Raw genomic sequence first — 26,111 nt, 5'->3', positions numbered from 1 at the left:
GAATATCCGAACTTTAAATAATATATGAGAATCGGGACACATCTGAATGTTATTAAATTCCCTATCATAATGTGCCCCGAGTTCTGCCTTAAAATAAGATTTGTGGTGAAATTATTACATCATCGGATCTAATTTCAGAGCCGGATGTTGTTTTTCTTCCAAGAATGGGAGGATTTCGTCTTCGCTAATACCAACAGTTTCATCAGCAATCTTATCTACAAAATCAGCACCCAGACCTGCTTCTACTGCAGCGTCAATGAGATCTTGGCCTAAGAATTCTTTGAGTTCTTTCGGCATCCAGACAAGACGGGCAAGACCACCGTCTGCTTTGATAAACTTTTTACTGGTAATGTACCGACGACCAAGACCCATGAAACCAGGAGTTTGCATACCGCCGCCGCAAGTACCAGCCAAAGCGGAGAAGGTCATGCCGCAAGGAGTTTCGCCACCATGTTCACGAGTAGTAATCATGACACCATTACACATCGGCAATATCGCCATAATAGCTTCGAAGCACCCGCAAGACGTCATCGGGCTTTCCATAAGAGTATAGAAGTTTACGGCATCGACCGTGCTGTGGGAATTAGCATAAATGAAGTCATTAAGGTTCTTCCACTGACCTTTTTCAGCATCAAGGCATTCGCCTTTTTCAATCGGCTGATTTGGGCCAAGTGGATTGATTTCATTGGATGCTTTTGCATCAAGCCAGCTAACAGCACCGCATAAGCCTAAGCGTTCCGGCGACACAACGCATACATGATTTGGCGCGAATGATTGACAGAGCAAACAAGAATAATATGTTTCAACATCATCAGTAAGACCTTTAAGACGAGCATCACGGGTAGCATATTTATCAATAGCAATTTTAATTTTGTCTTCAATAACATCTTTATCGGTAATAATAGTAACTTGTGCGCGGTCAATGATAGCAGGGAAATCAGATTTGAATTTCGCAATCAGGATTTCACCAAAGTCTCTGATTTTGAAGCCAGCAGCTTTGGCATTCTTACCAATACGCACCCACATCATATTACGTTGTGCTACGTGCCACAAACCTTCGCCATAGTTCAGGTTGTAGTGAATGCGGCGTTCAAGTACGCCTTCGAAGTCTTCTTGCATTTTACGGCCATAGATATCAACCATAAAGGCTAGCGGGAATACGCTGCCTTCTGGCATTTCATCAATTTCTGGTCCAATAACTTCAATTTTACCATCTTCAACTTCATCAACACCACACATCCGAACAAGCTCAAAGCTAGTAGAACGGCCACCACCGAACTCAACAGCGGCATCTTTCTTACGGATGGTTTCGCCTTCGAAAGCAGGTCCAATAGTGATAGGTACCGGGATATCAACAATTTTGATTTTAATGCCGCGCATTTCAAGACCAAGCTTGCCGATTTTTTCATAGTCTGGTTCGGATTGATACCAGTCAGGAATTTCTTCGGCTACCGGCTGATCGGTAACTGTCGGGAAGCCCATGAACATAGCGCCGAATTCAGCAGCAAATTTAACAACATCATTAGGTCCAAGCTGGATAACAAAAGCAAATACGCGTTTTGCCTGATATTCGATAGCCCGTTGCCGCTGACCAGCAGGAATACCACCGAAAGCAAGACCAGCACGAAAAGCAAAGTTAACCGCATGAATGACCTGGGTGAAGTTACCAACCGGGAAGGTAATGAATTCAGAACCGATTTTAACGTTTTCTTCAATACACTGCTCGATTACTTCGTTAGCCAAGAAAATCATGATGCCTTTGGACTGGAGTTCTTTTACCAGTTTGGCAGTTGATTTGCTATCTTTACCTTTACCAACAATAACAGCAACACCAGGAATAGTTTGGTCAACCAAAGGTACGCCGAATTTACGAAGAATAGGGTCAGTAACGAAGCCGCAGTACGGAAATACATCAGGTTTTGCGCCCTTGAGATAGCGCAAAGCTTCAATAATTTCAGCAGCATAAAGCGTAGCTTCACCATTTAGCTTAGCATTTTCCAAAGTTAGTTCTTCACGGATATTAGTAGTACGAATTCTATTAAGAATTGGGGCAAGATCACCAATAGTATTAACTTCTTCACCACTCAGAGCAGTAATTACCGGCAGTCTGTAGGCAGTATCAGGATATTTAACCGGGCAGTCAGCACCGTGTACCTTAATGGCTTTTGTCAGAAGAATTTCCGCATAACTGGTAGCTGTGACAGCACCTTCATAGGCGCCTTTAAAAAGCTCCATAGACATATTATTTTTCGTCCTCCTTCATAGAGTCAATTCTTATTATCTATTGAGTAGCTGATAACATAGTCCGAAACGCTGATTAGTTAGAGTCAGCATTAGCCTCTTTTGCATCACGGGCTTTTTTACGCATAGCATTTTTCCAATTACGTTCTTCCAGAATGTCAACCATTCGAGCTGAAGCTTTATTTGCATCAGGTTCCCAGAAGAAGAAACCGCCAAATACATCCTCCGCAATTTTGGTAACAACATCATTAACAAGTTGGCTACCAACAGTTGGGGCAATAACACCAACATGAGTCGGGTTACCGTAAGCAACGTTCCAAGCACCGATAGCAACAGCTTTTTCAGACATAGCTTCCGGAGCACTAACAACAAACGGAATATCAGCGTTATCCACGCCCATTTCGTTAGCCATAGCTGTAGCGAAATCTTGAACACGGCTGTTATCAACACAAGATCCCATGTGGAACATCAACGGCAATTCGACAGTTAAACCAGCTGCCGCATTTAAACGCGCATAGAATTTTTTCAGACCTTCGCCGGCATATTTTTTCACAGCTTCGCCATTCATTAAACCTGCTAAAGCGTGAGCCTGAGCAGAACAACCAGTGGCAAGCAGGAATACATCGTTTTTAGCCAATTCCTGAGCAATAACAGTGTGGTTTTGGTCATGCGTGCCTTTGAGGTTATTACAGCCGATAAGAGCAGCGACACCTTTAATTTCACCAGCTTTAATAGCATCAATTACAACTTGCATAGGGTTTTCAGGGTTAATTTTTCTGAATATGTTGTACATGGCTTCCATACTGAAACCAGCCACAACGGTATTCTTAATATTAGGAATGCAAACTTTCGCTGCATCACGATTTTTATAGGCATCAATTGCCAGACGAATGATTTCTTTGGCACTATCCATAGCGTGAAGTTCATCAAATGCCATGTGATAAGAACCAGGAATCTTCATAATTGGCATGGTAGTAACAATCTTAGTATGATAACATTCAGCTGCTGTGCGAATACTTGGCATAATGCACTGAACGTCAACAACCATTGCATCCATAGCGCCTGTCATGATAGCTAATTCTTGAGTAGCAAAGTTAGTAGCGATAGGAACACCTTCACGCATAAGCACTTCGTTACCAGTACAGCAGATACCAACTAGGTTAATACCAGTAGCACCAGCAGCTTTAGCTTCATCTTGCATTTCCTTAGCAGCATTAACCACTATTTGGCTTAAGAGTGGGTTATGACCATGGAGTGCAATATTAACTTTATCTGCTTTAATAGCACCTAGGTTGGCTTCCGTAACAACTGGAACACCAGTCCCAAACATAATATCAGATAAGTCGGTAGCAAGATGTTCACCAGCCACGTCACTAAGTGCAGCCTTCAGACCACCAAAAATAATATTAACTGGGTCAGCATCAACACCAATATGAGTTTGGTGCAGCAATTTGGCCAAGCTAAGATTGATACCTGCAGGCATAATAGTAGTATCACGGAACTTTTGATTTCTGGTTTCATTAGAGTACTTAGTAATCCATGTAAGTTCTTTAGATTCATCTACTTCAGCAAATTCTTGCAATGCAAGCAAGGCAATATCTTTAGCAATTGCCATTACATCGCGGCCTTCGGTTTCAACACCAACATTCTTAGCAACCTGCATAAGTTTATTAGTATCAGTTATCTTGTAATCTTTAACTTTGCCTTCAGCAACATGCAAGAAAGTTTCAGCAATTTCGCGACCATGGTCGGAGTGAGCAGCAGCGCCGCCGGCAATATAACGTACAGTATTACGGGCTACGATAGTGTAATCACGTGCACCGCAGATACCTTTGTTGCCACCTGGTTTTTTAGGCAGTATACGGCAAGGGCCTTGCAAACAAATACGGCAACAAATACCGGTATTACCGAAAGTACAGCGAGGCTCTTGAGCTTTGGCACGATCAAATGTTGATAAAAAGCCGATTTCTTTGGCTTTGTCGAGCATTTGGGTGGCTGCCACGTCGATTGTGTTGTATTCGGACATTCTTCTTTTCCTCCCTATGTTCATCATAGATGTTTTTCATTTGAATCCACTTACTAGGAGCTTAGCTACCAGAGCTTTAATAATATGAGGGTTTTTTCACAAACTCTATTTACAGGTATTCGCCCTTAGGTGGGCGAATACCTGCAAGCTTAGAAAAAATTTAACGCAGTAATCAGACTTTTTTTATTTTATTAGAACAAGCCGCTAACTTTACCAGTCTTAACGTCAACATCAATACGACGATAAGCAGGGTCAGAGCTAGTTCCTGGCATCAAGCTGATTTGGCCGGCCATCGGACAAAGGAATTTAGCACCGCCATAGACAAGAACGTCACGGATAGGCAGTCTCCAACCTTTAGGAACACCTTTCCAAGTCGGCTCATGGGAAAGTGACAAATGACTCTTAACCATCATTGTGCTAAAGTCGGCATATTTAGAATCAGCTTCAAATCTCTTAGCTTTTTCTTCGGCCAACGGAGCCCAGTCAACGCCATCAGCGCCATAGACTTCAGTAGCAATTTTCTCAACACGCTGACGCAAAGGCATTTCCAGCGGGTAGAGGAATTTAATGTCTACTTTTTCTTTACAAGCATCAATAACGGCATCGGCCAAGTCAAGAGCACCGTCGCCGCCACTCATCCAATGTTGGGAAACAGCAGCGCGGGCGCCAGCTTGTTCAGCAATACGTTTAACAAGGGCGTGTTCAGCAGGAGTATCAGTATAGAAGGCATTTATGCAGACAACTGGTTTGATACCGGATTTTTTGATAACATTGATAAGGTGAACCATGTTCTCGCAGCCTTTTTCCAAGAGACCAAGGTTTTCTTTGGTGTACTCGTCAGGCAACGGACGACCTGGTACAACAGTTGGGCCGCCACCATGCATTTTGAGGGCGCGAACAGTTGCAACAAGGATGGAAACGTTCGGGGTCAAGCCGCTGAGGCGGGCTTTAACATTCCAGAACTTCTCAAATCCGATATCAGCTGCGAAACCGGACTCGGTAACATGGTAATCAAAGCATTTAAGACCAATACGGTCGGCAATAATCGAGGACTGACCAATAGCAATATTAGCAAATGGACCAGCATGAACAAAGCAAGGCTGACCTTCAACAGTAGAGCAGAGTGTCGGATTAATGGTATTACGCATCCAGGCAGCCATAGCGCCATCAACTTCAAGATCACCAGTGGTAACTGGATCACCTTGTCTGTTGTAGCCAACAATAACGTGCTTGAAGCGTTCTCTCATATCAGCCAAATCTTTAGCAACAGCCAAGATAGCCATCAACTCGGAACCAACGGCGATACCAAATTTAGAATGCATCATGAAACCGTCTTTTTTGCCGCCAAGTCCCATGATGATGTTGCGCAGACCCTGAGCTGCGAAGTCAAGAACCCAGCCCATTTCAATGTTTTTCGGATCGATGTCAAGTCTTTTTAGGCCTCTTTTAGCCAACTCATCATCGGTGTAATTTGCTTCATGCTGCATTCTGGCATTCATAGCAACCATTGCCAGGTTATGAGCATTCATAATATCGTTGATATCGCCAGTTAAACCAAGTGAGAACTCGGTCATTGGAATTAACAGAGCATTACCGCCGCCAGCAGCAGTACCTTTAACGTTCATAGTCGGGCCACCAGAAGGCTGCCGCAGAGCGCCGCCAACATTCATGCCGCGTTTGCCCAGACCTTCCATGATACCGATGGAAGTAGTTGATTTACCTTCGCCAAGTGGGGTAGGAGTAATGGCTGTTACCTCAATGTATTTGCCGTCTGGTTTATCTTTCAGACGATCAATTACCTTTAAGAAGTCAATTTTCGGAGTTTTGCCGTAAGGAATGATTTCATCTTTTTGCAGACCCATCATTTCTTGATACTGTTCGACAGATGGAATATTTCCCTCTGCTGCTTCGGCTATTTGCCAATCTTTCATTACTGTAGGATCCCATGCCATAATCTAAATCCCCCTTTTTTTAATTGCTTCAAGACTTCGCATTAGTTGCTGGTCTTTCCACTACTTGATAACACGTTGATAAATTTCTTCCATGCTCGCTTTGAAGGCTCCGGTAAGTATGTCAGCTTCGTTTCCGAGAGCAACATCCAGCAGTTCATCATCAAAACGAATGACACCTAACAGTTCTTCAGCAGTAAACTGTGCTTGGATGAATGCTTCTTCTTTGGGAGCGCGTATTTTGTTGGCAATTACTTTTGTTACTTCAATACCTAAATCTTTAGCTAACTGCATTACCACTCGTGCTGTCTGAACACTAGTCTTACTTGCTTCAGTAACCACAATCATAAGATCCATGCCTTTAGACGTGCCACGAGTTAAATGTTCAATTCCTGCACCCATGTCAAGGATAACGACATCATCTTTGTCAAGAATCAAGGAATCGACCACCGAAAACAAAAAAGCATTTTCACGACAATAGCATGCTGAGCCACCTGGTTTAATGGCTCCCATTCTCAAGAATCTGATGTTACCCACGCTAATGGAATACTCGTCTAATATGTCATCGACCTCTGGATTAAGGCTATAAAGCAAACCACCACCAGCATTCTTTTCCTTAATCACATCTTCCATGTCAATTAGCGGAATTACTTTAGCCAAGATATCATCAGGAATTCCCAAAGCAAGACCTAAGCTTGCATCAGGGTCAGCATCTACCGCGTATACACGACGGCCTTCACGAGCGAATAATTTAGCCAAACTGGCAGAGACAGACGTTTTACCGACGCCGCCTTTGCCGGAGACTGCGATTTTCAAGTTCTCACCTCCTTAAATAGATATTGTATGAAAATTAAATATTGTGTACTATTTATATAATTATCTGTCAGTTTTAGACAGATGGGACAACCATGTTAGCTAAGTGTCCGCGATGTTTTATTAAGCAAACTGGCACCAGCCGCTGCGGCTACTACCAAATCTTCAGTAGGCAGGTAATACTGGGCTGTGGCATCAAATAAGGCAGTAGCATTTGCGGGAAACTCTTCATCTCCCTCCCAAATGACATACGTCACTGGAACTCGGGGAAGAATGTCCAAGGTAACAGCCGCATCACCAAATTTAACAATACGGCCACCAATTTTTTCGCCTGCTTTGCTTAAAAGACTGGCATTTTTACCGAAAAAGAATTTAAACCCGCCAAGAACCCGGCCATTAAAAGGCTGTAGATAAATCATGCCACCAGGTATCTCTTTAAAAGATATCCATTGGCCGGCCAAAGGCTGCCCAGTTGCAGCAAGCAAATAGTGCAACAATAAAACTTTAACCGTCAGTGGAACTGAGTCTTGCTTGCTAGCAAAATTTACCTCGCCGTTTGGATAACTGACCGTATATTCTTCATTGATGTATTTAAGAGTAAACAAACCCTTATCCTCAGCAAAATCAGCACCGCTGTATGCGGCCATTTCTGCCGGGTTTCTGGTAGCCAAGCCAGCGCAAGCTTTTTCATATGCCAGCTGATAGCCGTCCTGCAGATGTTGGGGAATAATGTTATCAGTTTGCATGGAATGTGCCTCCTAGTGCGATAAAGCAAAAATTACAGATACTCAAAGATTGCTGGTATGCTACGCTTTGCTTTAAACTAAACCGTTTTGCTGCTCGCAAGCTTGAATCGTCTGTTTACAAAGCACAACTGTTGTGACAGAACCAACGCCACCGGGAACCGGGGTGATTTTTGCAACAATCGGTTCAACTTCTGCGTAGTCGACATCGCCGCAGTATTTCCCAGGATTTTCAGGATCTTCGTTGATACCTACGTCAATAATGACTTGGCCTGGCTTAACAAAATTAGCTTTAACCATTTTGGCTCGGCCTACGGCTGCAATAAGCACATCAGCATCAGCACAAACACCTGGCAAATCATCTGTCCGGGAATGGCAGATGGTTACAGTAGCATGTTCCCGTAAAAGCAACATAGCAACCGGTTTGCCGACTACTTGAGAACGGCCAAGTACAACAGCCTTCTTGCCCTTTAATGGAATATTGTAAAACTTAAGAATATCCATGCAGGCAGTCGGAGTGCAGGGAGGAAAACCGGTAGGATCATCAGTATAAACCTTAGCGGCGCTACCGATAGTCATGCAATCCACGTCTTTTTCTACTGGGATAAGATTACGAATTTTCTTTTCATCCAATTGTTTGGGCAAAGGTGCAAACATTAAGATACCATTTATTTCTTTATTAGCCCCAACACTAATTACGGCTTGTTCAAAAGCAGCTTGCTCAATATCGGCTGGATACTCAAAAACTTGGTAAGCCATTCCGACCGAATCACAGGTTTTTTTGGCTCCGCCTTCATAAAAAAGATCATCAGGACGGGCACCGACCCGGATAATTCCTAATTTGGGAGTAATTCCTTTGGCTTTAATAGCAGTCACCTTTTGGGAGAGTTCCGCTTTCATGGCGTCTGCAACTGCTTTTCCGGCTAATCTTTCGGCCATTGTCCAAATTCCTCCTATTTCTTTATTTTACCAAGAACAAGTGCTAAGGTAGCATCAGCAATTTCAGAGCCATCAGCTAATAATTTTTCCATTTCCGCCCGATTTTTGCTGACATATTCTTGGTCTTTAATTGTATTTAGATTAATTACTACATTTAACATACCGCTAATAAGTGCTGATTTTAGAAACACAACCCCACAACCTACATCAGAAATCGCCAGGTTTGTTCCTATCTGGCCCATGCGTTCATGAATCTTAATGCCTGCATAACAGGTACGCATAATCTTCATAGGTCCTTCACAAGCATCTTTAGAGCATTTTTCCATTACTTGCTCTTTATAGGCAATCTGCTCTGGAGTATCTTTCGGCAAACCATATGCTTTGGAAAGAGGTTCAAAAACAGCGGCATCTTCATCTACCAGTTCTTTTAGTTCGCTAATTATCTGTTCGCCTTTAGCAATTAGTTCTTTGACTTCCCCTTCTACTTCAGCATATTTCTTTTTGCCTACAGTTAAATTACCAACCATATTGGAAAGAGCCATCCCAATGGCACCGCCCAGGGCTGCTGCACCGCCGCCGCCTGGTACTGGAGCTTTGGAAGCCAGCACTTCCAGAAAATCGGAGCAAGACTTATCAAGCATACTCATACTCATTTTTCCTCCCATTTCTTCTTGAATTTAACTAAATATAGAACTACTTATATTGTTACATTCACTGCCAAAAAAATTCGTTTGTTATTTCACATACATTCTACTGAGAAAATTTCGCTTAATATTTTGAAATTCCTGCTAGTTTTTCATTATTCAAAAAAAATATTATTGTCAACTTTTGTCGAAGAATATTTCATGCAAAAATGTGCCTCTTCACAAACAGTAAAGAGGCACAAAATATGTACAACAAGCTTAACGATTGTCGTATAATAAAGCAATAATTGTAAATAAAAATAACAGGATTCCTACTAGTCCATTACGCATAAAATACCGTTGCGTAACATTACTTAAGTCAGCAGCACTAACAAGGGCATGCTGGTAGATAAGCACTATTCCCGCCAATAGTACGCCAAAATAATAAATTAAATGCAGCTGCAAAAGCACGCCGACAACCACAAACCCCGCAATACTAATGATATGCATGATTTTTGATAACTGCAATGCGCCGCAGAGACCAAAGCGCACCGGTATAGAGTTTAGGTTATTTGCTTTATCAAATTCTACATCCTGACAGGCATAAATAACATCAAAGCCAGCAATCCATACCCCTACTGCCAGACCCAAAAACAAAACGGCAAACGATATGTCTCCTTTGACAGCGATCCACGCACCAACCGGTGCTGTTGCCAATGCTAATCCCAAAACCAAATGACATATCCAGGAAAAGCGTTTCATGTAAGGATACATAATCAGGGGGATCAGCGCAAGCGGCCACAGCAGTAAGCACAGTGGTTGCAATTGAGCTGCGGCTACTAAGAACAGCACCAAGCAGACAATAATGAGGGCAATGGCTTCCCATGGTTTTACGCTGCCTGTGACCATCGGCCTTTCGGTAAAACGAGGATGCAGCTTGTCATATTTTAGATCAATATAATTATTTAGTGCCAAGGCTGCACTCCGGGCCCCAATCATAGCTACAGTAATCCATACAAGGTCATGTCCGTTAGGAACAGTTCCCGCAGCCAAAAAGGCCCCCATATAAGCAAATGGCAGAGCAAAAACGGAGTGGGACAAAGCAATATTATCAAGATGGGCTTTTAGCTTACTCAAGGCCCAATTCCATCCATTTGGCATCAACCATTTTTTTTATATCTGCCGACATAACGATTTCATCAGGCCACTCGCGCGTTTGACCCTCCTGCGGCCAAGTTTTAGTCGCATCAATACCAACTTTTGTCCCCCAGTTAGGCATTGGCGATGAATGATCGAGAACATCCAGCGGCCCGTCTACCATGACGATATCCCGCTTGGCATCAATATTATTAAATACCCGCCACCAAACCTCATTCATATCTTGCACGTTAACATGAGCGTCAACGACAATAATCATTTTGGTAAACATCATTTGTCCCATACCCCAGATAGCATGCATTACTTTCTTGGCCTGCTGAGGATAGCTTTTTTTTATGGCAACAACAGCACAATTATGAAAAACGCCTTCCAGTGGCAAATTAATATCGAGAATTTCTGGCAACTGACTTTGTAGCAATGGTAAGAAAATACGTTCAGTCGCTTTGGCTAAGAAACAATCTTCCATCGGCGGTTTACCTACAATGGTTGCCGGATATATAGGATTTTTACGGTGGGTTATACAGGTTATATGAAAAACTGGATAGTTATCAGCCAGCGAATAGTAACCGGTATGGTCGCCAAACGGACCCTCTACCCTAAGCTCATCCATATTTACATAGCCTTCAAGTATAATCTCCGAACCTGCTGGCACCTCAACATCGACAGTTTCACATTTGATCATTTCTACTGCTTTTTTACGCAAAAAACCAGCAAACACCATTTCATCAATATCGCGCGGCAAAGGTGCAGTAGCCGCGTAAGTTATCGCAGGATCGCCGCCAATAGCTACAGCTACTTCAATTTTATCTTTGCCCAGTTCTTTGTGTGCCTGGTAATTTTCAGCTCCATTTTTGTGAATATGCCAATGCATCCCTGTTGTCTGCTGGTCAAATACCTGGAGACGATACATGCCTACATTGCGCTTGCCTGTAAGAGGGTTCTTTGTAAAAACCAATGGCAAGGTAATGAACCGTCCGGCATCTCCCGGCCAGCATTTCAATATTGGAAATTTGTCAAGTGAGGGCCTGTCTTTAATAATAACCTCTTTACAAGGAGCATTTTTTACGTATTTCGGAAAATTAATCGCCCGTTTGGCTGTTGGAATAATTTTAACCAAATCAAACTTGTTCTGCAGCGAAATATACGGCAATTTCAAAATTTGCCGTATTTCCTGGGCAATATCGTCAATCTTCTCTACTCCAAAAGCTAACGCCATCCGTTCCATGCTGCCAAAGGCATTCATGAGCACAGGCATATCATAACCGATAACATTTTCAAACAATAAAGCTACATTCTTTTCTCCTTGCATTTTGGAGACCCTGTCAGTAATTTCAGTAATTTCCAGTTCACAACTAACCGGCTGCGTAATCCGCTTTAGCCAGCCCCGTGACTCAAGTGCGCTAATAAACTCCCGCATATCATTATAGGCCAAAACAATACTCCTTTCAGCAGAGAAGTAGTATATCTATTTCCGCAATATGTATTTTACAATTATGATGCTAATTTCGTATAACAGAATCATCGGTACTGCCACCATCGTTTGCGAAAAAACATCAGGTGTTGGTGATATAAAAGCACCAATAACAAAGGACAGAAACAATACCATTTTGCGTTTGGCCACCAAAAATTTCGAATCAATAATCCCCAGCCTAGCCATAACGAATATAAATAATGGCAATTCAAAAATAAAGCCAAAAGGTACTAAAAAAGAAATCACAAAAGAAAGGTATTGTCCGATAGAAAACATAGGCTGCAGATTATCTGTAGCAAACCCCATAAAGAATTTAATCCCTGCTGGCAAAACAAAGTAATAAGAAAAAAACAAGCCGACAAGAAATAGTATAATAGATGACGGAACCAAGAACACACCAGCCGTGCGTTCCTTGTTGGTCATAGCCGGTACAATGAAAGCCCATAGTTGATACATGACTATTGGCAGTGCTAACAAAAATCCCGCAAAAAAAGAAACCTTCAGATAAGTAAAGAAAGCCTCTGACGGGTTCATATAATACAGTTTTCCTGCTGGCGCCGTTATGAAGGCGGATATTTCAGCAGCATAAAAATAACAAAGTGTGCTGCCAATAGCAATAGCAGCAATCACTACAATTAGCCGGCGGCGGAGTTCTTCTAAATGGTCAAGTAAGGACATCGCCCTTTCCGGCTGCACATCCTCAACTGACTCACTTTGAATCGCTTCTTCTTCAATCGATTCAGCTACTGGTACTGGCGCTGAGTCTTCCCGTATCACTTTATCGCTATAGATTACGCCTGTGTTTTCTGCAGGTTCGGGCATAGTTGTCTTATTATTTTCATCATGATCTGGCATCAAGCAACCTCACTTTTTCTCTTCAGGTTGCTTGATTTCAGTCGTTGCCTTGGCCTCAATATTTATTGGTTCTTCTTTTGGGTTCATAACATCATTGCTGGCCCGACGAAATTCCTGAATGCCTTTACCAATGGCCTTGCCAACTTCCGGCAGTTTACCCGGTCCAAATACAATTAGCGCAATGACCAATATTACAACTAATTCCGGCATACTAAAACTAAACATGCTTCCATCTCCTTTTATGTTTGTATACTTATTCTATTATACCTGTCCGTTACCCAAAAAACAATGCAACAAAATAATCACAAAAAAACGACCACCTGATAGCTATATTCGCACAAAGATATTATCAGGAAAGCCGTAATTTTCATTACTGTTACTTAATATTTGCGCAACCCCACAAAATCGGTTACTGCTATCAGGGCCTGGCGCACAGGACCATTAAGCGTTTTTGGCAAACTATTGCGTGCATGCTGCAAATAATTGTTCACTTGGGTATAGCTATATTCTACAGCATCTGTTTCATGAAGAATTTCCAGACCACGACTAACCTCTTCATCAGACATATTTTGGTTCACAACAATACTCCTGAGTTCGTCACGACGAGGACTTGTTTTTAACGCATAAATTGCGGGCAAAGTAACAATCCCCTGGCGCAAATCATTACCTACCGGCTTACCCAATTGTTCAGCAGAAGCAGTAATATCCAAGATGTCATCTGTAATTTGGAAAGCCATACCAATTGCATAGCCATATTCCCGAACTTGCACGACATCCCTTTCATCCAAACCACCATACAACGCACCAATTTCACAGCTAGCAGCAATAAAGTCAGCTGTTTTTTGGGCCACCCGCAGACGGTAATCTGCCTCATCCTGATCAGCATTAAATGCTTCCCGGAGTTGCACGATTTCACCTTCGCACATATTGGAAATAACATCAGTCAAAATTTTAAGCATATTTTGTTTAGTTCCTACAGCAATGGCCGAGAACGCTTTAGCCCATAAATAGTCTCCAGTCAATACCGAGCTATGATTACCCCAACGTGCGTTGGCCGTGGGACGACCCCGCCTGGTAGCAGCATTATCAATTACATCATCATGCACCAAAGTAGCCATATGAATGAGTTCAAGAGCAACAGCCATGGGAAGTAATTCACTCTGGTTAGGATTACCGCCACGGGCACATAAAAGAAACAAAGCAGGCCGTAAACGTTTACCGCCCGCTTGTACCAAATGGACGCTAATATCATTGACCAAATCTACTGGTGATTGGATTATAGAATACAGTTCTTTTTCGACAGCCTTGATATCTTCTTGGACTATTCCAAATATTTTGTTCGGGAATTTATTCACTATTTAATCACCTACAAGACAAAATCTGATTCTATAATACACCATTTTACCAGTAATAGTCTACAATGTTAGTTGCTATTTATTTATTTTTTTCTACTCGAATGGCACAGTCCGGACAAACCATCTGACAAATACCACAAATAATGCACTTTTCCATATCAGCCTCCACTCGCGGTGTGCCATACACTCCAAGTTCTTCTGACCAGGTTATACACTTTACCGGACATTTTTCAATGCATAAGCCACACCCTTTACATAAGCCAGGGAAATTAGCCCAGAAGCCTTTTTCGCTGTCAAGGGTTATTGATTTCCAATCATCTTTAGCCATTTGTTCCCCTCCTTACATTGCACTTTTAATAAGTTGGTAGCCACGCTCGAGCGCTTTGAAATTCATATCACGAAGTTCCGGATTTTTCTTAAACTTGTCACCAAGTTTAGTTTCCAGCGCTTTCTTAATCGCGTCCATTGGCAATACTTCTGTTGCTGCAATTACCGCGCCGAGAATAATGATATTGAATACCCGGGGATGCAGTTCATTTTTAGCAATATCATTAGCCGGGATGGCCAAAACCTTTTTAACTTCTGGAATATCAGCAGGATTAACACCCGGACCTGGTTTGGTAAATGAGCAGGTCTTGGGTTCACCGGCAATCATATTCTGAGGTTGGTCATTATTGGGATGGTCGGCAGTTGGGCAAGGTGGAGTTACATCAAAATATTGTAATCCCACGATGTTATCATTGACTTCACCCTCTTGAATGAGCGAATTATCATAAATATATACCGTATCTTTGCCTGCATACATGCTAGTCCGCTGCACAGCCCGCGGACTTACCGGAATAAGAATATCCGCTTTAGTGAACTTAGGAAAACCAATTTCACCATCACTTATTTGTACAAAAGCGATAGATACTCCACCGCGCTGTTCTACACCAAAGTTAGGAATGTATAGTGCATTCTTACCTTCTTCGTTAGCGGCTTCGGCCAAAATTTCAGCAATAGACTGAACACCTTGACCACCTTCGCCGGCTATAGCCACTTTAACCACTTTTGCCATAATTTAGACCTCCTTTGCCTGCGGTACGCGAAGTTCGCCAATTTTAAAGTATTGAGTCATATCTTTTTCGACAAATTCCCAAGTTTGCTTAGCATTAGTACGCCAGTTAGTTGGGCAAGAGGATAAGCACTCTACAAACGAAATGCCGTTGCCTGCCATTTGATTTTCCAAAGCCTTTTTGATGAAACCTTTGAGCTGACGTGGATTAGCGATAGTGCCACGAGCAACATAAGAACCTTCTGGAGCAACGGCTGCAACCATTTCCGGGCCTTTGGTCGGAGGACCAGTTTCCTCGATATCACGACCATAGGGTGTTGTTTCAGTTTTCATACCAGGCAAGGTAGTTGGTGCCATTTGGCCACCAGTCATACCATAGTTGCCGTTATTACATAGAATTACTGTTATTTTTTCACCACGAACCGCTGCGTTGAAAAGGTGCTGAGAACCGATGGCATAACCACCGCCATCACCCATATATGCCACACCAATAATATCTGTGTTGGCACGTTTCATACCGGTAATTACCGGAGTTGTCCGCCCATGATGGGTTTGTACCGAATCAACATCAAAGAAGTCCCAGGCTAGTAGCGAACAGCCAATATCACAACCAAAGACCATTTTTCCTTTGATACCTAGTTCATCAATCGCCTCGCCTAGGCATTTAAGGATAATGCCATGACCACAGCCTGGACAAAATTTATGTGGTTTAGTAGCTTCATTCCAACTGGTAGGCATAGCTGGCTGAAGAATATTATTTTCTTTGAGCTCTTGCATGGTAGTCCTCCCTCCTGTTTCTATAGCTTGTTATACTCTTCTATAAGTTCTTCGGTAGTAATACCTACGCCAGGACGCAGCATGGGCACTATTTCTATTGTGCTACCAAAGATTTCGTGTTGAACCAGCTTCATAAGCTGACCATACGCAGACTCTGCAATAAGTAGTTTTTTAGCATTTTTACTTGCTTCTTGTAGCTGCTTACCTGGGAAAGGCCGAACTGTGATTGGGCGAAAATATCCAACCTTCTTGCCTTCGGCACGCAGCTGGTTGTAAGCCGATAAGGCAGCCCTGGATACGATACCATGGGTAAGAATAATTACATCCGCATCTTCACACCCCTTAGCGTCATATTCAACGACTTCTGCCGCCATTTTATCCCAGTCATGCTGATTCTTCATAACGACTTCGTAAAGCTCATCTTCCGTATTATACGTATTGCGAAGATGTGTACTTTCCCGCTGTGGTTTTTCAATATCACCAAGTAGCACTTTGGGTTTGACCAAGTTATCGCCTTTTACTTCAGGATCATAAATCGTTAGTGGCTCACGCATTTTAGCCTGATAGCCATCTCCTAATACAAAAGTAGGAAAATAGTATGTCCAGGCAGCGTTAAACGCTTTGATGGTGTAGTCGAATAATTCTTGGTGGCTGGCTGTTGAATATACAATTCGATGTCCTTCGCCATTACCGCCAAAGGTAGTGAGGGTTGTCTCTTGTTGTGCATAAATGACAGTAGCTGTCGACGGTCCACCCCGCTGCTGAATAATGTACACAATGGGAAGCCGCATCATTTCCGCCATGCCAGCCGATTCCTGCATTAACACGTTTCCCGGACCAGCAGTAGCCGTAAATGCCTTTCTGCCTGACATTACGCCGCCAAGAGTCGTAAAACCAGCAGATATTTCATCTTCTGTTTGCAAAAAGCGCTTACCGTGCTTAGGAGCAAGCCTTGTCCAATAATGCATGATCTCGTTTTGCGGTGTGATTGGATAGCCATACATAATATCGGCTTTAGCCGCTACCGCAGCCCAGGCACACACCTCGTTGCCTGTCATGAATACTCTTTGTTCACCTTGCAGTGAAACTTCGGCCATACGAACACCTCCTGAAATATGTATCCCATATATTCCACGCTAAAGTTTTGCAGAGACCTGCAAATTTCTTAAATGAAGAATATATAGATATAGTTTAAAGAAAATGCACGCAACTTATACAACAATAGGAAGGCAGGGCTAATTTCCCCACCTTCCTATCATACCCAGCACACTATAATTCTATATATCAACACAAGTTTCTGTTTCTTTGCGCTAACCCATTAATGTACCTATAGCAATTGACATAAGTTTTGCTTCATAGGTATCAGCCCGTGAGGTTACAACCACCGGTTTAGCAGCACCTACAATCAAGCCAGCCATCTTCCCTTTGGCAAGATACACCAATGACTTTCCTAGGATATTACCTGCTTCAATATCAGGTGTAACTAAAATGTCAGCAACCCCGGCAACAGGACTTATAATTCCTTTATGTTTGGCCGCTTCCAAGCTAATGGCATTATCAAAAGCTAACGGCCCATCGACAATAGCACCTCTAATTTGGCCGCGGTCGGCCATTTTAGTCAAAGCAGCAGCCTCAAGCGTTGCCGGCATATCGGGATTAACCACTTCAACGGCAGCTAATACTGCCACTTTTGCTGGACTAATTCCTAATACAGTCGCCAACAGTACACTGTTTTGGATAATATCTGCTTTTTGTTGTAATGTTGGAGCAATATTCATTCCACCGTCAGTAATAATCAAGAGGCGTTCAAAACCAGGTAATTCATACACGGCCGTGTGGCTCAATACCCGCCCGGTCCGTAAGCCTACTTCTTTATCAAGTACAGCTCGCAGCAGATCAGCTGTGTTAATTTTCCCCTTCATCAGCACATCAGCTTGGCCGCTAGATACCAATGCCACAGCCCGGTAGGCAGCCTTACGGCTATCCGGCTCATGAACCAATAATACGTCATCCAGACTAACATCAAATTTATGTGCAATGGCCTTTATTTTATCAATATCGCCTACCAGCGTAAATTCTGCAATTTTTTGTTCGCGTGCTCCCTGAACCGCTTCAAGAACAGCATCATCTTGTGCTGCCGCAACAGCTACCCGCTTAGGCGCTTTGTCTTTTACGGCATTAAGTATATCATCAAAGGTTTTAAGAGTCTTTTCAGTCAAAAGCCCTCACTCTCCTTTAGCATATTCGGGAAAATAACTCATACTGGTTTTTTTCCATTCGCGCGTACTAAATAGTAACTGATAGTTGTCAAGTCCGGTTACTTGGGCCAATTCGTCGGCTAATGCCTGGCATTCTGCCCTCGTATGCGCATGCAGCATTGTGTAAAAATTATAAGGCCACTCAGGTTGGGGGATACGCGAGTAACAGTGGGTAACCACTGTATATGTTGACATAAGCTCTCCTATTTCAGTAAGCCGGGCTTCAGGTACCAGCCAGGCACAAAGCGCATTGGCAGCATAGCCGACTTCCCGATGCCGTAATACAACCCCCATTTTGCGCAGTTTTCCGGCTTTACGGTATTCAGTTAATTTCTCTAAAAGTTGGTGTTCTGTAATTCCAATACGTTGAGCCAATTCTTTATATGGTTCAGCAACTAAGGGAAACTCGCCCTGCATAACAGCAATTATCCTTTTGTCCAGATTATCTAACATAAAACACCTCACCAACTGCTTAACAGCTTATGTAACAGTCCTAATTATCCTTATAGATTGAAGGCAACGCTCACTTTATATTTTTCAATGGCAGGCAGGCTAATAAGCCCCTCCACTCCAGGTAAATTGGCAATAACAGCCAATATCTGATCTTGTTCCAACTGATTCGCTGTAAGGAGGGTAAACCAGAGATTGTATTCTCCATCCCGTTCATAATTATGCGTTACACCTGCATAGGCATTAACTGCTTCGGCAACATCAGCCATCTTTTCCGGATGTACTTTAGCGGCTGCCAACGTACTGACATATCCTAGATAAGCCGAGTCAAAAAAAGCACCAAATCGTCTGATATAACCATGGTCTTTAAGCCAGGACAATCGTTCAATCACGGTGGTCTCTTCAACTTCCAGCCACTTTGCTACTATAGCAAATGGGCGTGGTTCAAGGGGCAGCCTTGTTTGAATAAGGTTAAGCAACTCTTTGTCAAAATCGGTCAGCATATACGCCTCCTGAATTGATCATAGTAATCAAAAGGAAACAGCCGGCTGACTGTTTCCTCCGTATAGTACTATCATTTTAGCAAAATATCCCTGATAACGTCAAGAAGTTCATTCCTGCCAGCACCACTTACCGTAGAATAAGGCAGAACGCACCCATCAGGATTGAGATTCAACATATCAATCCCTTTATAAATCTCCTGACTATGCTTCAGAATACGGCTTTTAGGGATTTTATCGGCTTTAGTGGCCACCACTTGAACATTAAGCTCATGCGCTACCAACCATCGATAAACGTTACTGTCACTCTCCATGGGTGGATGGCGAAGATCAATCAATTGGCATACTAGTTTTAGCCGGGGTGATGTGAGCCAATATTCCTCAATAAACTTTGACCAGGTTGCACGCGCCGCCTGAGCCCTTTTCGCATAACCATAGCCAGGTAAATCAACCAACATGAATTCTAACCGGGACGCATCAGGCAGCTTACCGGTAAGACGAAAGTAATTAATCGTCTGTGTTTTTCCCGGCGTACAACTGATACGAGCTAGCCCATTTTGACGGCATAATGAATTAATCAGTGAGGATTTACCAACATTAGAACGTCCAATAAAGGCAATTTCTGTAAGATCGCCTGCTGGATATTGACTGGAATTAACCGCAGTCGCAACATAACTGGCATTGATGATATTAAAAGACGCAGTATCAGTCATTACTCTGTCACCATGGCCGTTTTTAGCACTTCATCCATATGCTCCACCAATACAAAATCAAGACTGCGTTTTACATTTGCAGGAAGTTCGTCCAAATCGCGTTTATTTTCTTTAGGTAACATCACTTGTTTAATTCCCGCGCGGTGGGCAGCAAGTATTTTCTCTTTAATCCCGCCAACAGGCAGTACCCGGCCACGCAGAGTTATTTCTCCGGTCATAGCGAGCCCGCTCTTAATCGCTTTTCCTGTCAAGGCTGACACAATGGCAGTAGCCATCGTAATGCCTGCAGATGGTCCGTCTTTAGGAATAGCGCCCTCCGGTAAGTGAATATGGATATCCAGATTTTCATGAAAATCTTCATCAATTCCTAGCTCCTTGACCCGGGAGCGGATATAGCTAAACCCTGCCTGTGCTGATTCTTGCATTACATCGCCCAGTTGGCCTGTTAGGAGCAATTTCCCTTTACCTTTCATTGTTGAGGTCTCTACAGGCAGCACCTCACCACCAACCTCAGTCCAAGCCAAACCAGTTGCGACACCTACTTGACTGGTCTCTTCGGCTTGTGCATGGCGATATTTGGGAGCCCCCAGAAACGTATGCAGATTTTGCGCCGTAATTTTAATAACCGGTCCCTTGTCTTGGACTATTTTACGGGCCGCTTTCCGGCATAGATTGGCAATGTTGCGCTCCAAGTTCCTTACACCGGCTTCCCGGGTATACTCACGAATTATTTTTTGAATGGTTCCCTCAGAAAAAGCAATTTGTTTGTCAGACAGACCATGATCTGATGTTTGCTTAGGAATTAAATACCGTTTGGCAATTTCCGTTTTTTCTTCCTCAGTATAACCGGCAATCGAAATAACCTCCATGCGATCTAAAAGCGGCCGGGGAATATTATGCATCACATTAGCAGTAACTACCCACAATACCCGCGATAAGTCATAGGGTAATTCGATATAATGATCACTAAAGGTGTTATTTTGTTCCGGATCAAGTACTTCCAACAACGCCGAAGAGGGATCGCCGCGAAAGTCAGCATTCATTTTATCAATCTCATCCATAAGGAAAACGGGATTTTTAGAGCCTACCGTACGCATACCTTGAATAATACGTCCTGGCAAAGCACCGACATAGGTACGGCGGTGGCCTCTGATTTCGGCTTCGTCACGTACTCCACCTAAGGAAATCCGCACAAATTTACGCTCCATCGCCCTAGCTATCGAACGGGCTAACGAGGTTTTGCCAACACCAGGCGGTCCAACAAGACATAGAATTGGCCCTTTCATCGTTTCAGTAAGTTTGCGGATTGATAAATATTCCAAAATCCGTTCTTTAACCTTTTCCAAACCATAGTGATCTTCATTAAGTATCTTTTCGGCATCGGTAATATCCAGACGATCATCTGTTTCGATATTCCAGGGAAGTGCCAGCAACCAGTCCAGATAGGTACGAATGACACCACTTTCGGCCACCATCGGTGACATTTTTTCCAGACGGTCAATTTCTTTGCTGATCTTTTCTGTTACTTCGGCTGGGAGATTTTTTTCTTTGAGCCGTTCCCGGTATTCTTCCACTTCAGCTGTTCGTTCGTCTTTTTCACCAAGTTCTTTCTGAATAGCTTTTAATTGCTCACGTAAATAATACTCTTTTTGCGTTTTTTCCATTTGTTTGCGCACGCGGACATGAATTTTTTTCTCAAGTTCAAGAATTTCCATCTCGCGCCCAAGAATTTCACACAACCGTTCCAGGCGTGCAGTAATTCCCACTGCCGCTAACAGGGTTTGCTTATCTTCAATCTTCAGTGATAAATGACTGGCAATAAGGTCTGTCAAGCGTCCTGGTTCCTCAACTACCACTACTGATACCAGTGTCTCAGGCGGTATTTTCTTACTCAACTTAACCCATTGTTCAAATTGATTAACTGCCGTACGGGTAAGCGCTTCAATCTCTGGCGTCTTGGACTCATCCTCGTCAAATTCACGAATTTGAACCTGATAATACGGATCAAGACTGATAAAATCTTCAATTTCACCGCGATACAGACCTTCTACCAGTACCCTTATTGTTCCTCCGGGTAACTTCAATAGTTGCTTGATTTCTGCAACAGTGCCCACGGAAAAGATATCCTCAGGTTGAGGTGCATCATTTTGTGCATCTTTCTGTGTAGCCAGCATAATCAGCCGGTCTTGCACCATAGCTTCTTCTAAAGCACTAATGGATTTTTCCCGGCCAACATCCAGATGAATAATCATATATGGAAATACTAAAATGCCTCTCAGCGGCAAAAGTGGTATTGTACGCCGTTTTTCTGCCAACATTGCTTCCTCCTTCGGTAACCCTGCAGTTATTTAAGTCAATTAACAGTAGTTTCAACACCGTTATATAAAATATTCTAAGTGTCTGCTAAAAAATCCTTTTATTCCCCAATAATAACAGCCGGGTTAATAACCCGGCTAAATAATTTACACTTTTTCAACGCCAGCAGCTGCCAAAACCTTGGGCATAGCTGGCAGGACATCCAGCTTTACGGGTTCACTGGTTTTCACCATGGCATATTGTAGTACTTCTTGTAGTGTTTCCACCGGAATGACCTCGACATCCATATTCTTATATAAATCCTGCCAATTTTCGCTAGGTATGATAATGCGCTTGGCCCCCGCTTGTTGAGCTGCAGCTACTTTTGCACTCACTCCACCAACCGGCTTTACTAAACCTCTAATAGAAATTTCTCCTGTCATGGCAACTGTATTATCAATAGGTATATTATTTACAGCCGAATAAATAGCCGTGGCAACCGTTACTCCAGCTGACGGTCCATCGACAGGAATACCCCCGGGGAAATTAACATGTATGTCATAATTATGATATTCAATACCACACTCTTTGGCTAATACCGTAAGTACATTTTCCAGCGAACCTTTCGCCATACTTTTGCGCCGCATGGTGCGCCCAGCCGAACCAAATTCTTCCTCATCAATAACACCGGTAACAGTAAGTTTTCCTGTACCGTAATTATTGGGAACTGCCGTTACCTCCAGCTCCATAAGCATACCGATATTGGCACCATAGACCGCCAAGCCATTAACTACACCAACCTGGGGAATAATCGGAATTTTTTTCTCAGGCCGCGGACTGTATTGTCCAAAGTTGATAACCCATTCGACATCAGCTTGTGTAATGGTGCGTTCCAGTTTGCCTGCACTTTGAACAATCCCAACTGCTATTTGTATGATATTAACGGCCTCACGCCCATTGGTTGCATACCGTTTAATCACCCCCAAGGCACCATCTTCAAGACTATAATCGACCTTTTTAGCTGCAGTCAAAGCTACTTTAGCGATTTCATCAGGCAAAAGCGGTCGAAAAAATATCTCGACACACCGTGAGCGTATAGCTGGAGGAATATCTTGCGGCGTCCGGGTAGTAGCACCAATAAGGCGAAAATCTGCTGGCAAACCATTTTGAAATATGTCATGAATATGCTGGGGAATGTTGGTATCTTCACTGTTATAGTAGGAGCTATCCAAAAACACCTTCCTGTCTTCCAACACCTTTAATAGTTTATTCATTTGGATATGATGAAGTTCTCCAATTTCATCAATAAATAACACACCACCATGTGCTTTGGTTACTGCCCCTGCTTTGGGCTGAGGAATACCTGCCAGCCCCATTTGACCCGCGCCTTGATAGATTGGGTCATGGACTGTACCAATAAGAGGATCGGCAATTCCTCGTTCATCAAAACGGGCTGTTGTGGCATCAAGTTCAATGAATTTAGCCTCAGTCTGAAAAGGAGAATAGCCATTTTGTCTGGCTTCATTGAGTACCAACCGGGCTGCTGCTGTCTTACCGACGCCAGGTGGCCCGTAAATGAGCACATGTTGTGGATTGCCACCACATAGTGCGGCACGGAGTGCTTTTAACCCTTCTTGTTGACCGACTATTTCCGAAAAGTTAGTAGGTCTGGTTTTTTCAGCCAGTGGCTCAGTTAAGGATATTTCCCGCATTTTTTGCAGTTTATCCATTTCTTTTCTAGATTCGCGCTCTACCGCCATCTTATTACCCTGTTGTGACTTTAGCAGATTCCAGAAATAGAGTCCAATAACCACGGCAAAAAATAACTGAATCACACTGATAATATTGACAGCATAATCCAAAATTCCACGAACCTCCTTCCCGGGCAATTTATCGATGTTTTTCCTTTATCATGAGTCTAGTATTGGCAATGGTCACTATTTTATCCTGGCAAAACCCGGCAAGTTAGTTATGAAAAAAAGAAGCCTTGCGGCTTCTTTTTAAGCAGATTCTTCTTTTTTCTTGTTTTTACGCTCAACAGCTACCAGCATTGGTTCTTCTTTGTTACTAATAACTTCTTTAGTAACAATGCATTTAGCAATATCAGTACGGGATGGAATATCATACATGACATTGCGCATAATGGTCTCAATGATCGCTCTAAGACCTCTAGCACCAGTATTGCGTTTTAAAGCTTCAGCAGCAATTTCTTTTAATGCTTCATCTTTAAATTCAAGCTGCACATTATCGATTTCCAAGAACTTCTGATATTGCTTAACAAGAGCATTCTTAGGTTCGATTAGGATGCGTACAAGCGCTTCTTCGTCAAGAGCATCCAGTGTAACAATTACAGGAAGTCTACCGACGAATTCGGGAATAAGACCAAACTTGAGGAGATCTTCCGGCAAGATATTACGCAGCACTTCACCCACTTGCTTTTTCTCTTTGCTGCGAACTTCAGCGCCAAATCCCATCGACTTTTTCCCTGTTCTGGCACCGATAATTTTATCAACACCATCAAAGGCACCGCCGCAGATAAAGAGAATGTTAGTGGTATCAATCTGAATAAACTCCTGATGTGGATGCTTACGGCCACCTTGCGGTGGTACGCTGGCAACTGTACCCTCTAATATTTTAAGGAGAGCCTGCTGCACTCCTTCACCAGAAACGTCACGGGTAATTGACGGATTTTCCGACTTGCGCGCAATTTTATCAATTTCATCAATATAAACAATACCTTTTTCGGCTTTTTCCACATCATAGTCAGCAGCCTGAATAAGTTTTAAAAGAATGTTTTCTACATCTTCGCCTACATATCCGGCTTCCGTTAATGAAGTAGCATCTGCTACTGCAAAGGGAACATTGAGAATTTTAGCTAATGTTTGCGCCAACAGAGTTTTACCGCTGCCAGTCGGGCCAAGCATGATAATATTAGACTTCTGCAACTCAACATCATCCATTTTGGCACCAAGATTGATCCGCTTATAGTGATTGTATACAGCCACTGCCAGGGATTTCTTAGCTTCCTCCTGGCCGATAACATACTGGTCAAGAATATCTTTTATTTCTTTGGGCTTAGGAACATCTCTGAGTTCGACATCAATATCCTCACTCAGTTCCTCTTCAATGATTTCATTGCACAGTTCGATACATTCATCACATATATATACTCCCGGACCGGCAACAAGTTTTTTTACTTGCTCTTGCAGTTTACCACAAAAGGAACATTTCAGCTGACCCCTGTCATCACCGAACTTCAACATATTACCACCTCTCTACTTGGGAGTCTCCTTGTGTCTGTCACCCCGTACCACGACTGCATCAATGAGGCCATATTCTTTGGCCTGCTCGCTGGACATAAAGAAGTCCCGTTCGGTATCATTTTTGATTTTTTCCATCGGTTGACCGGTATGGTGGACAAGAATCCCGTTTAAATGTTCTCGCATACGGAGAATTTCCCGTGCGTGAATTTCAATTTCGGTAGCTTGCCCTTGGGTACCACCAAGCGGTTGATGAATCATAATCCTGGAATTAGGCAATGCATAGCGTTTACCTTTTGCTCCAGCTGTAAGTAGCAGTGCAGCAGCACTAGCTGCCTGCCCCATGCAGGTAGTAGTTACATCAGGCTTAACATATTGCATAGTATCATACATAGCCATAGCAGCAGTAACTACGCCCCCTGGACTATTAATGTATACATGGATATCTTTATCCGGGTCTTCAGACTCCAAAAACAACAACTGAGCAACAAACAAATCTGCCACAGTATCGTCAATAGGTCCACCAATAAACACAATACGGTCTTTTAGCAGTCGTGAGTAGATATCATACGCCCGCTCACCACGGTTAGACTGCTCTACAACAATTGGCACATAGGGCATTATAAGTCAC

At 43.0% G+C, this 26,111-nt stretch carries 24 protein-coding genes; all 24 read right to left on the bottom strand.

What is annotated here, in order from left to right:
- Nucleotides 1-114 precede the first annotated feature (114 nt).
- The 24 genes from acsB to clpP all read right to left on the bottom strand — a co-directional run bounded on the left by acsB (nucleotide 115) and on the right by clpP (nucleotide 26,101).
- Nucleotides 115-2,241, bottom strand: a complete 2,127-nt coding sequence (gene acsB / locus ACZ449_RS04130) for an acetyl-CoA decarbonylase/synthase complex subunit alpha/beta (RefSeq protein ID WP_464259800.1) — start codon at nucleotides 2,239-2,241, stop codon at nucleotides 115-117.
- A 76-nt stretch (nucleotides 2,242-2,317) separates the two neighbouring features.
- Nucleotides 2,318-4,267 (bottom strand): anaerobic carbon-monoxide dehydrogenase catalytic subunit, encoded by a 1,950-nt coding sequence (cooS, locus tag ACZ449_RS04125; RefSeq protein ID WP_464259799.1) that lies wholly within the window; start codon nucleotides 4,265-4,267, stop codon nucleotides 2,318-2,320.
- A gap of 191 nt (nucleotides 4,268-4,458) precedes the next feature.
- Nucleotides 4,459-6,219 carry a formate--tetrahydrofolate ligase gene (locus tag ACZ449_RS04120; RefSeq protein ID WP_464259798.1) on the bottom strand — a complete coding sequence of 587 codons (1,761 nt, stop codon included), beginning with the start codon at nucleotides 6,217-6,219 and terminating at the stop codon, nucleotides 4,459-4,461.
- 60 nt (nucleotides 6,220-6,279) lie between these two features.
- Nucleotides 6,280-7,032, bottom strand: a complete 753-nt coding sequence (locus tag ACZ449_RS04115) for an ATP-binding protein (protein ID WP_464259797.1) — start codon at nucleotides 7,030-7,032, stop codon at nucleotides 6,280-6,282.
- A gap of 95 nt (nucleotides 7,033-7,127) precedes the next feature.
- Nucleotides 7,128-7,775 (bottom strand): DUF3786 domain-containing protein, encoded by a 648-nt coding sequence (locus ACZ449_RS04110; protein ID WP_464259796.1) that lies wholly within the window; start codon nucleotides 7,773-7,775, stop codon nucleotides 7,128-7,130.
- A 72-nt stretch (nucleotides 7,776-7,847) separates the two neighbouring features.
- Nucleotides 7,848-8,711 carry a bifunctional 5,10-methylenetetrahydrofolate dehydrogenase/5,10-methenyltetrahydrofolate cyclohydrolase gene (locus tag ACZ449_RS04105; protein ID WP_464259795.1) on the bottom strand — a complete coding sequence of 288 codons (864 nt, stop codon included), beginning with the start codon at nucleotides 8,709-8,711 and terminating at the stop codon, nucleotides 7,848-7,850.
- A 14-nt stretch (nucleotides 8,712-8,725) separates the two neighbouring features.
- Nucleotides 8,726-9,358 carry a cyclodeaminase/cyclohydrolase family protein gene (locus ACZ449_RS04100; protein ID WP_464259794.1) on the bottom strand — a complete coding sequence of 211 codons (633 nt, stop codon included), beginning with the start codon at nucleotides 9,356-9,358 and terminating at the stop codon, nucleotides 8,726-8,728.
- 255 nt (nucleotides 9,359-9,613) lie between these two features.
- On the bottom strand, nucleotides 9,614-10,471 hold the full coding sequence (locus ACZ449_RS04095; RefSeq protein WP_464259793.1) for a UbiA-like polyprenyltransferase: 858 nt from the start codon (nucleotides 10,469-10,471) through the stop codon (nucleotides 9,614-9,616).
- Nucleotides 10,464-11,924, bottom strand: a complete 1,461-nt coding sequence (locus ACZ449_RS04090; RefSeq protein ID WP_464259792.1) for a menaquinone biosynthesis decarboxylase — start codon at nucleotides 11,922-11,924, stop codon at nucleotides 10,464-10,466. Before ACZ449_RS04090 ends, ACZ449_RS04095 begins: the two co-directional genes overlap by 8 nt.
- 33 nt (nucleotides 11,925-11,957) lie before the next feature.
- Nucleotides 11,958-12,818, bottom strand: a complete 861-nt coding sequence (gene tatC, locus ACZ449_RS04085; RefSeq protein WP_464259791.1) for a twin-arginine translocase subunit TatC — start codon at nucleotides 12,816-12,818, stop codon at nucleotides 11,958-11,960.
- A gap of 9 nt (nucleotides 12,819-12,827) precedes the next feature.
- On the bottom strand, nucleotides 12,828-13,043 hold the full coding sequence (locus ACZ449_RS04080) for a Sec-independent protein translocase subunit TatA/TatB (protein ID WP_464259790.1): 216 nt from the start codon (nucleotides 13,041-13,043) through the stop codon (nucleotides 12,828-12,830).
- A 155-nt stretch (nucleotides 13,044-13,198) separates the two neighbouring features.
- On the bottom strand, nucleotides 13,199-14,173 hold the full coding sequence (locus tag ACZ449_RS04075) for a polyprenyl synthetase family protein (RefSeq protein ID WP_464259789.1): 975 nt from the start codon (nucleotides 14,171-14,173) through the stop codon (nucleotides 13,199-13,201).
- Nucleotides 14,174-14,252: 79 nt separating this feature from the next.
- Complete coding sequence (locus ACZ449_RS04070) at nucleotides 14,253-14,501, bottom strand: 4Fe-4S dicluster domain-containing protein (protein ID WP_464259788.1); 249 nt, start codon at nucleotides 14,499-14,501, stop codon at nucleotides 14,253-14,255.
- 12 nt (nucleotides 14,502-14,513) lie between these two features.
- Entirely contained in the window at nucleotides 14,514-15,230 is a 717-nt protein-coding gene (locus ACZ449_RS04065) for a 2-oxoacid:acceptor oxidoreductase family protein (RefSeq protein WP_464259787.1), read from the bottom strand.
- Nucleotides 15,231-15,233: 3 nt separating this feature from the next.
- The gene (locus tag ACZ449_RS04060; RefSeq protein WP_464259786.1) at nucleotides 15,234-16,004 is read right to left on the bottom strand and encodes a thiamine pyrophosphate-dependent enzyme; all 771 of its coding nucleotides are present in this window, start codon (nucleotides 16,002-16,004) and stop codon (nucleotides 15,234-15,236) included.
- Between the two features lie 20 nt (nucleotides 16,005-16,024).
- On the bottom strand, nucleotides 16,025-17,101 hold the full coding sequence (locus ACZ449_RS04055; RefSeq protein ID WP_464259785.1) for a ferredoxin oxidoreductase: 1,077 nt from the start codon (nucleotides 17,099-17,101) through the stop codon (nucleotides 16,025-16,027).
- Between the two features lie 213 nt (nucleotides 17,102-17,314).
- Nucleotides 17,315-18,223, bottom strand: coding sequence for a phosphate butyryltransferase (locus ACZ449_RS04050; protein ID WP_464259784.1), 909 nt, complete (start codon nucleotides 18,221-18,223; stop codon nucleotides 17,315-17,317).
- A gap of 6 nt (nucleotides 18,224-18,229) precedes the next feature.
- Entirely contained in the window at nucleotides 18,230-18,715 is a 486-nt protein-coding gene (ahbB, locus tag ACZ449_RS04045; RefSeq protein ID WP_464259783.1) for a siroheme decarboxylase subunit beta, read from the bottom strand.
- A 50-nt stretch (nucleotides 18,716-18,765) separates the two neighbouring features.
- Nucleotides 18,766-19,215, bottom strand: a complete 450-nt coding sequence (gene ahbA / locus ACZ449_RS04040; RefSeq protein ID WP_464259782.1) for a siroheme decarboxylase subunit alpha — start codon at nucleotides 19,213-19,215, stop codon at nucleotides 18,766-18,768.
- A gap of 71 nt (nucleotides 19,216-19,286) precedes the next feature.
- Complete coding sequence (gene yihA / locus ACZ449_RS04035; RefSeq protein ID WP_464259781.1) at nucleotides 19,287-19,925, bottom strand: ribosome biogenesis GTP-binding protein YihA/YsxC; 639 nt, start codon at nucleotides 19,923-19,925, stop codon at nucleotides 19,287-19,289.
- Nucleotides 19,925-22,240: an endopeptidase La gene (gene lon, locus ACZ449_RS04030; protein WP_464261804.1), complete on the bottom strand. Its 2,316-nt coding sequence runs from the start codon at nucleotides 22,238-22,240 to the stop codon at nucleotides 19,925-19,927. Before lon ends, yihA begins: the two co-directional genes overlap by 1 nt.
- A gap of 147 nt (nucleotides 22,241-22,387) precedes the next feature.
- Nucleotides 22,388-24,082 (bottom strand): ATP-dependent protease LonB, encoded by a 1,695-nt coding sequence (gene lonB, locus ACZ449_RS04025; RefSeq protein ID WP_464259780.1) that lies wholly within the window; start codon nucleotides 24,080-24,082, stop codon nucleotides 22,388-22,390.
- Between the two features lie 138 nt (nucleotides 24,083-24,220).
- Nucleotides 24,221-25,483, bottom strand: coding sequence for an ATP-dependent Clp protease ATP-binding subunit ClpX (gene clpX, locus ACZ449_RS04020; RefSeq protein ID WP_464259779.1), 1,263 nt, complete (start codon nucleotides 25,481-25,483; stop codon nucleotides 24,221-24,223).
- Between the two features lie 12 nt (nucleotides 25,484-25,495).
- Nucleotides 25,496-26,101, bottom strand: coding sequence for an ATP-dependent Clp endopeptidase proteolytic subunit ClpP (clpP, locus tag ACZ449_RS04015; RefSeq protein ID WP_464259778.1), 606 nt, complete (start codon nucleotides 26,099-26,101; stop codon nucleotides 25,496-25,498).
- Between the last annotated feature and the right edge of the window lie 10 nt (nucleotides 26,102-26,111).

The organism is Desulfosporomusa polytropa (assembly GCF_055380075.1).
This window is presented reverse-complemented; position numbering and strand designations above follow the sequence as displayed.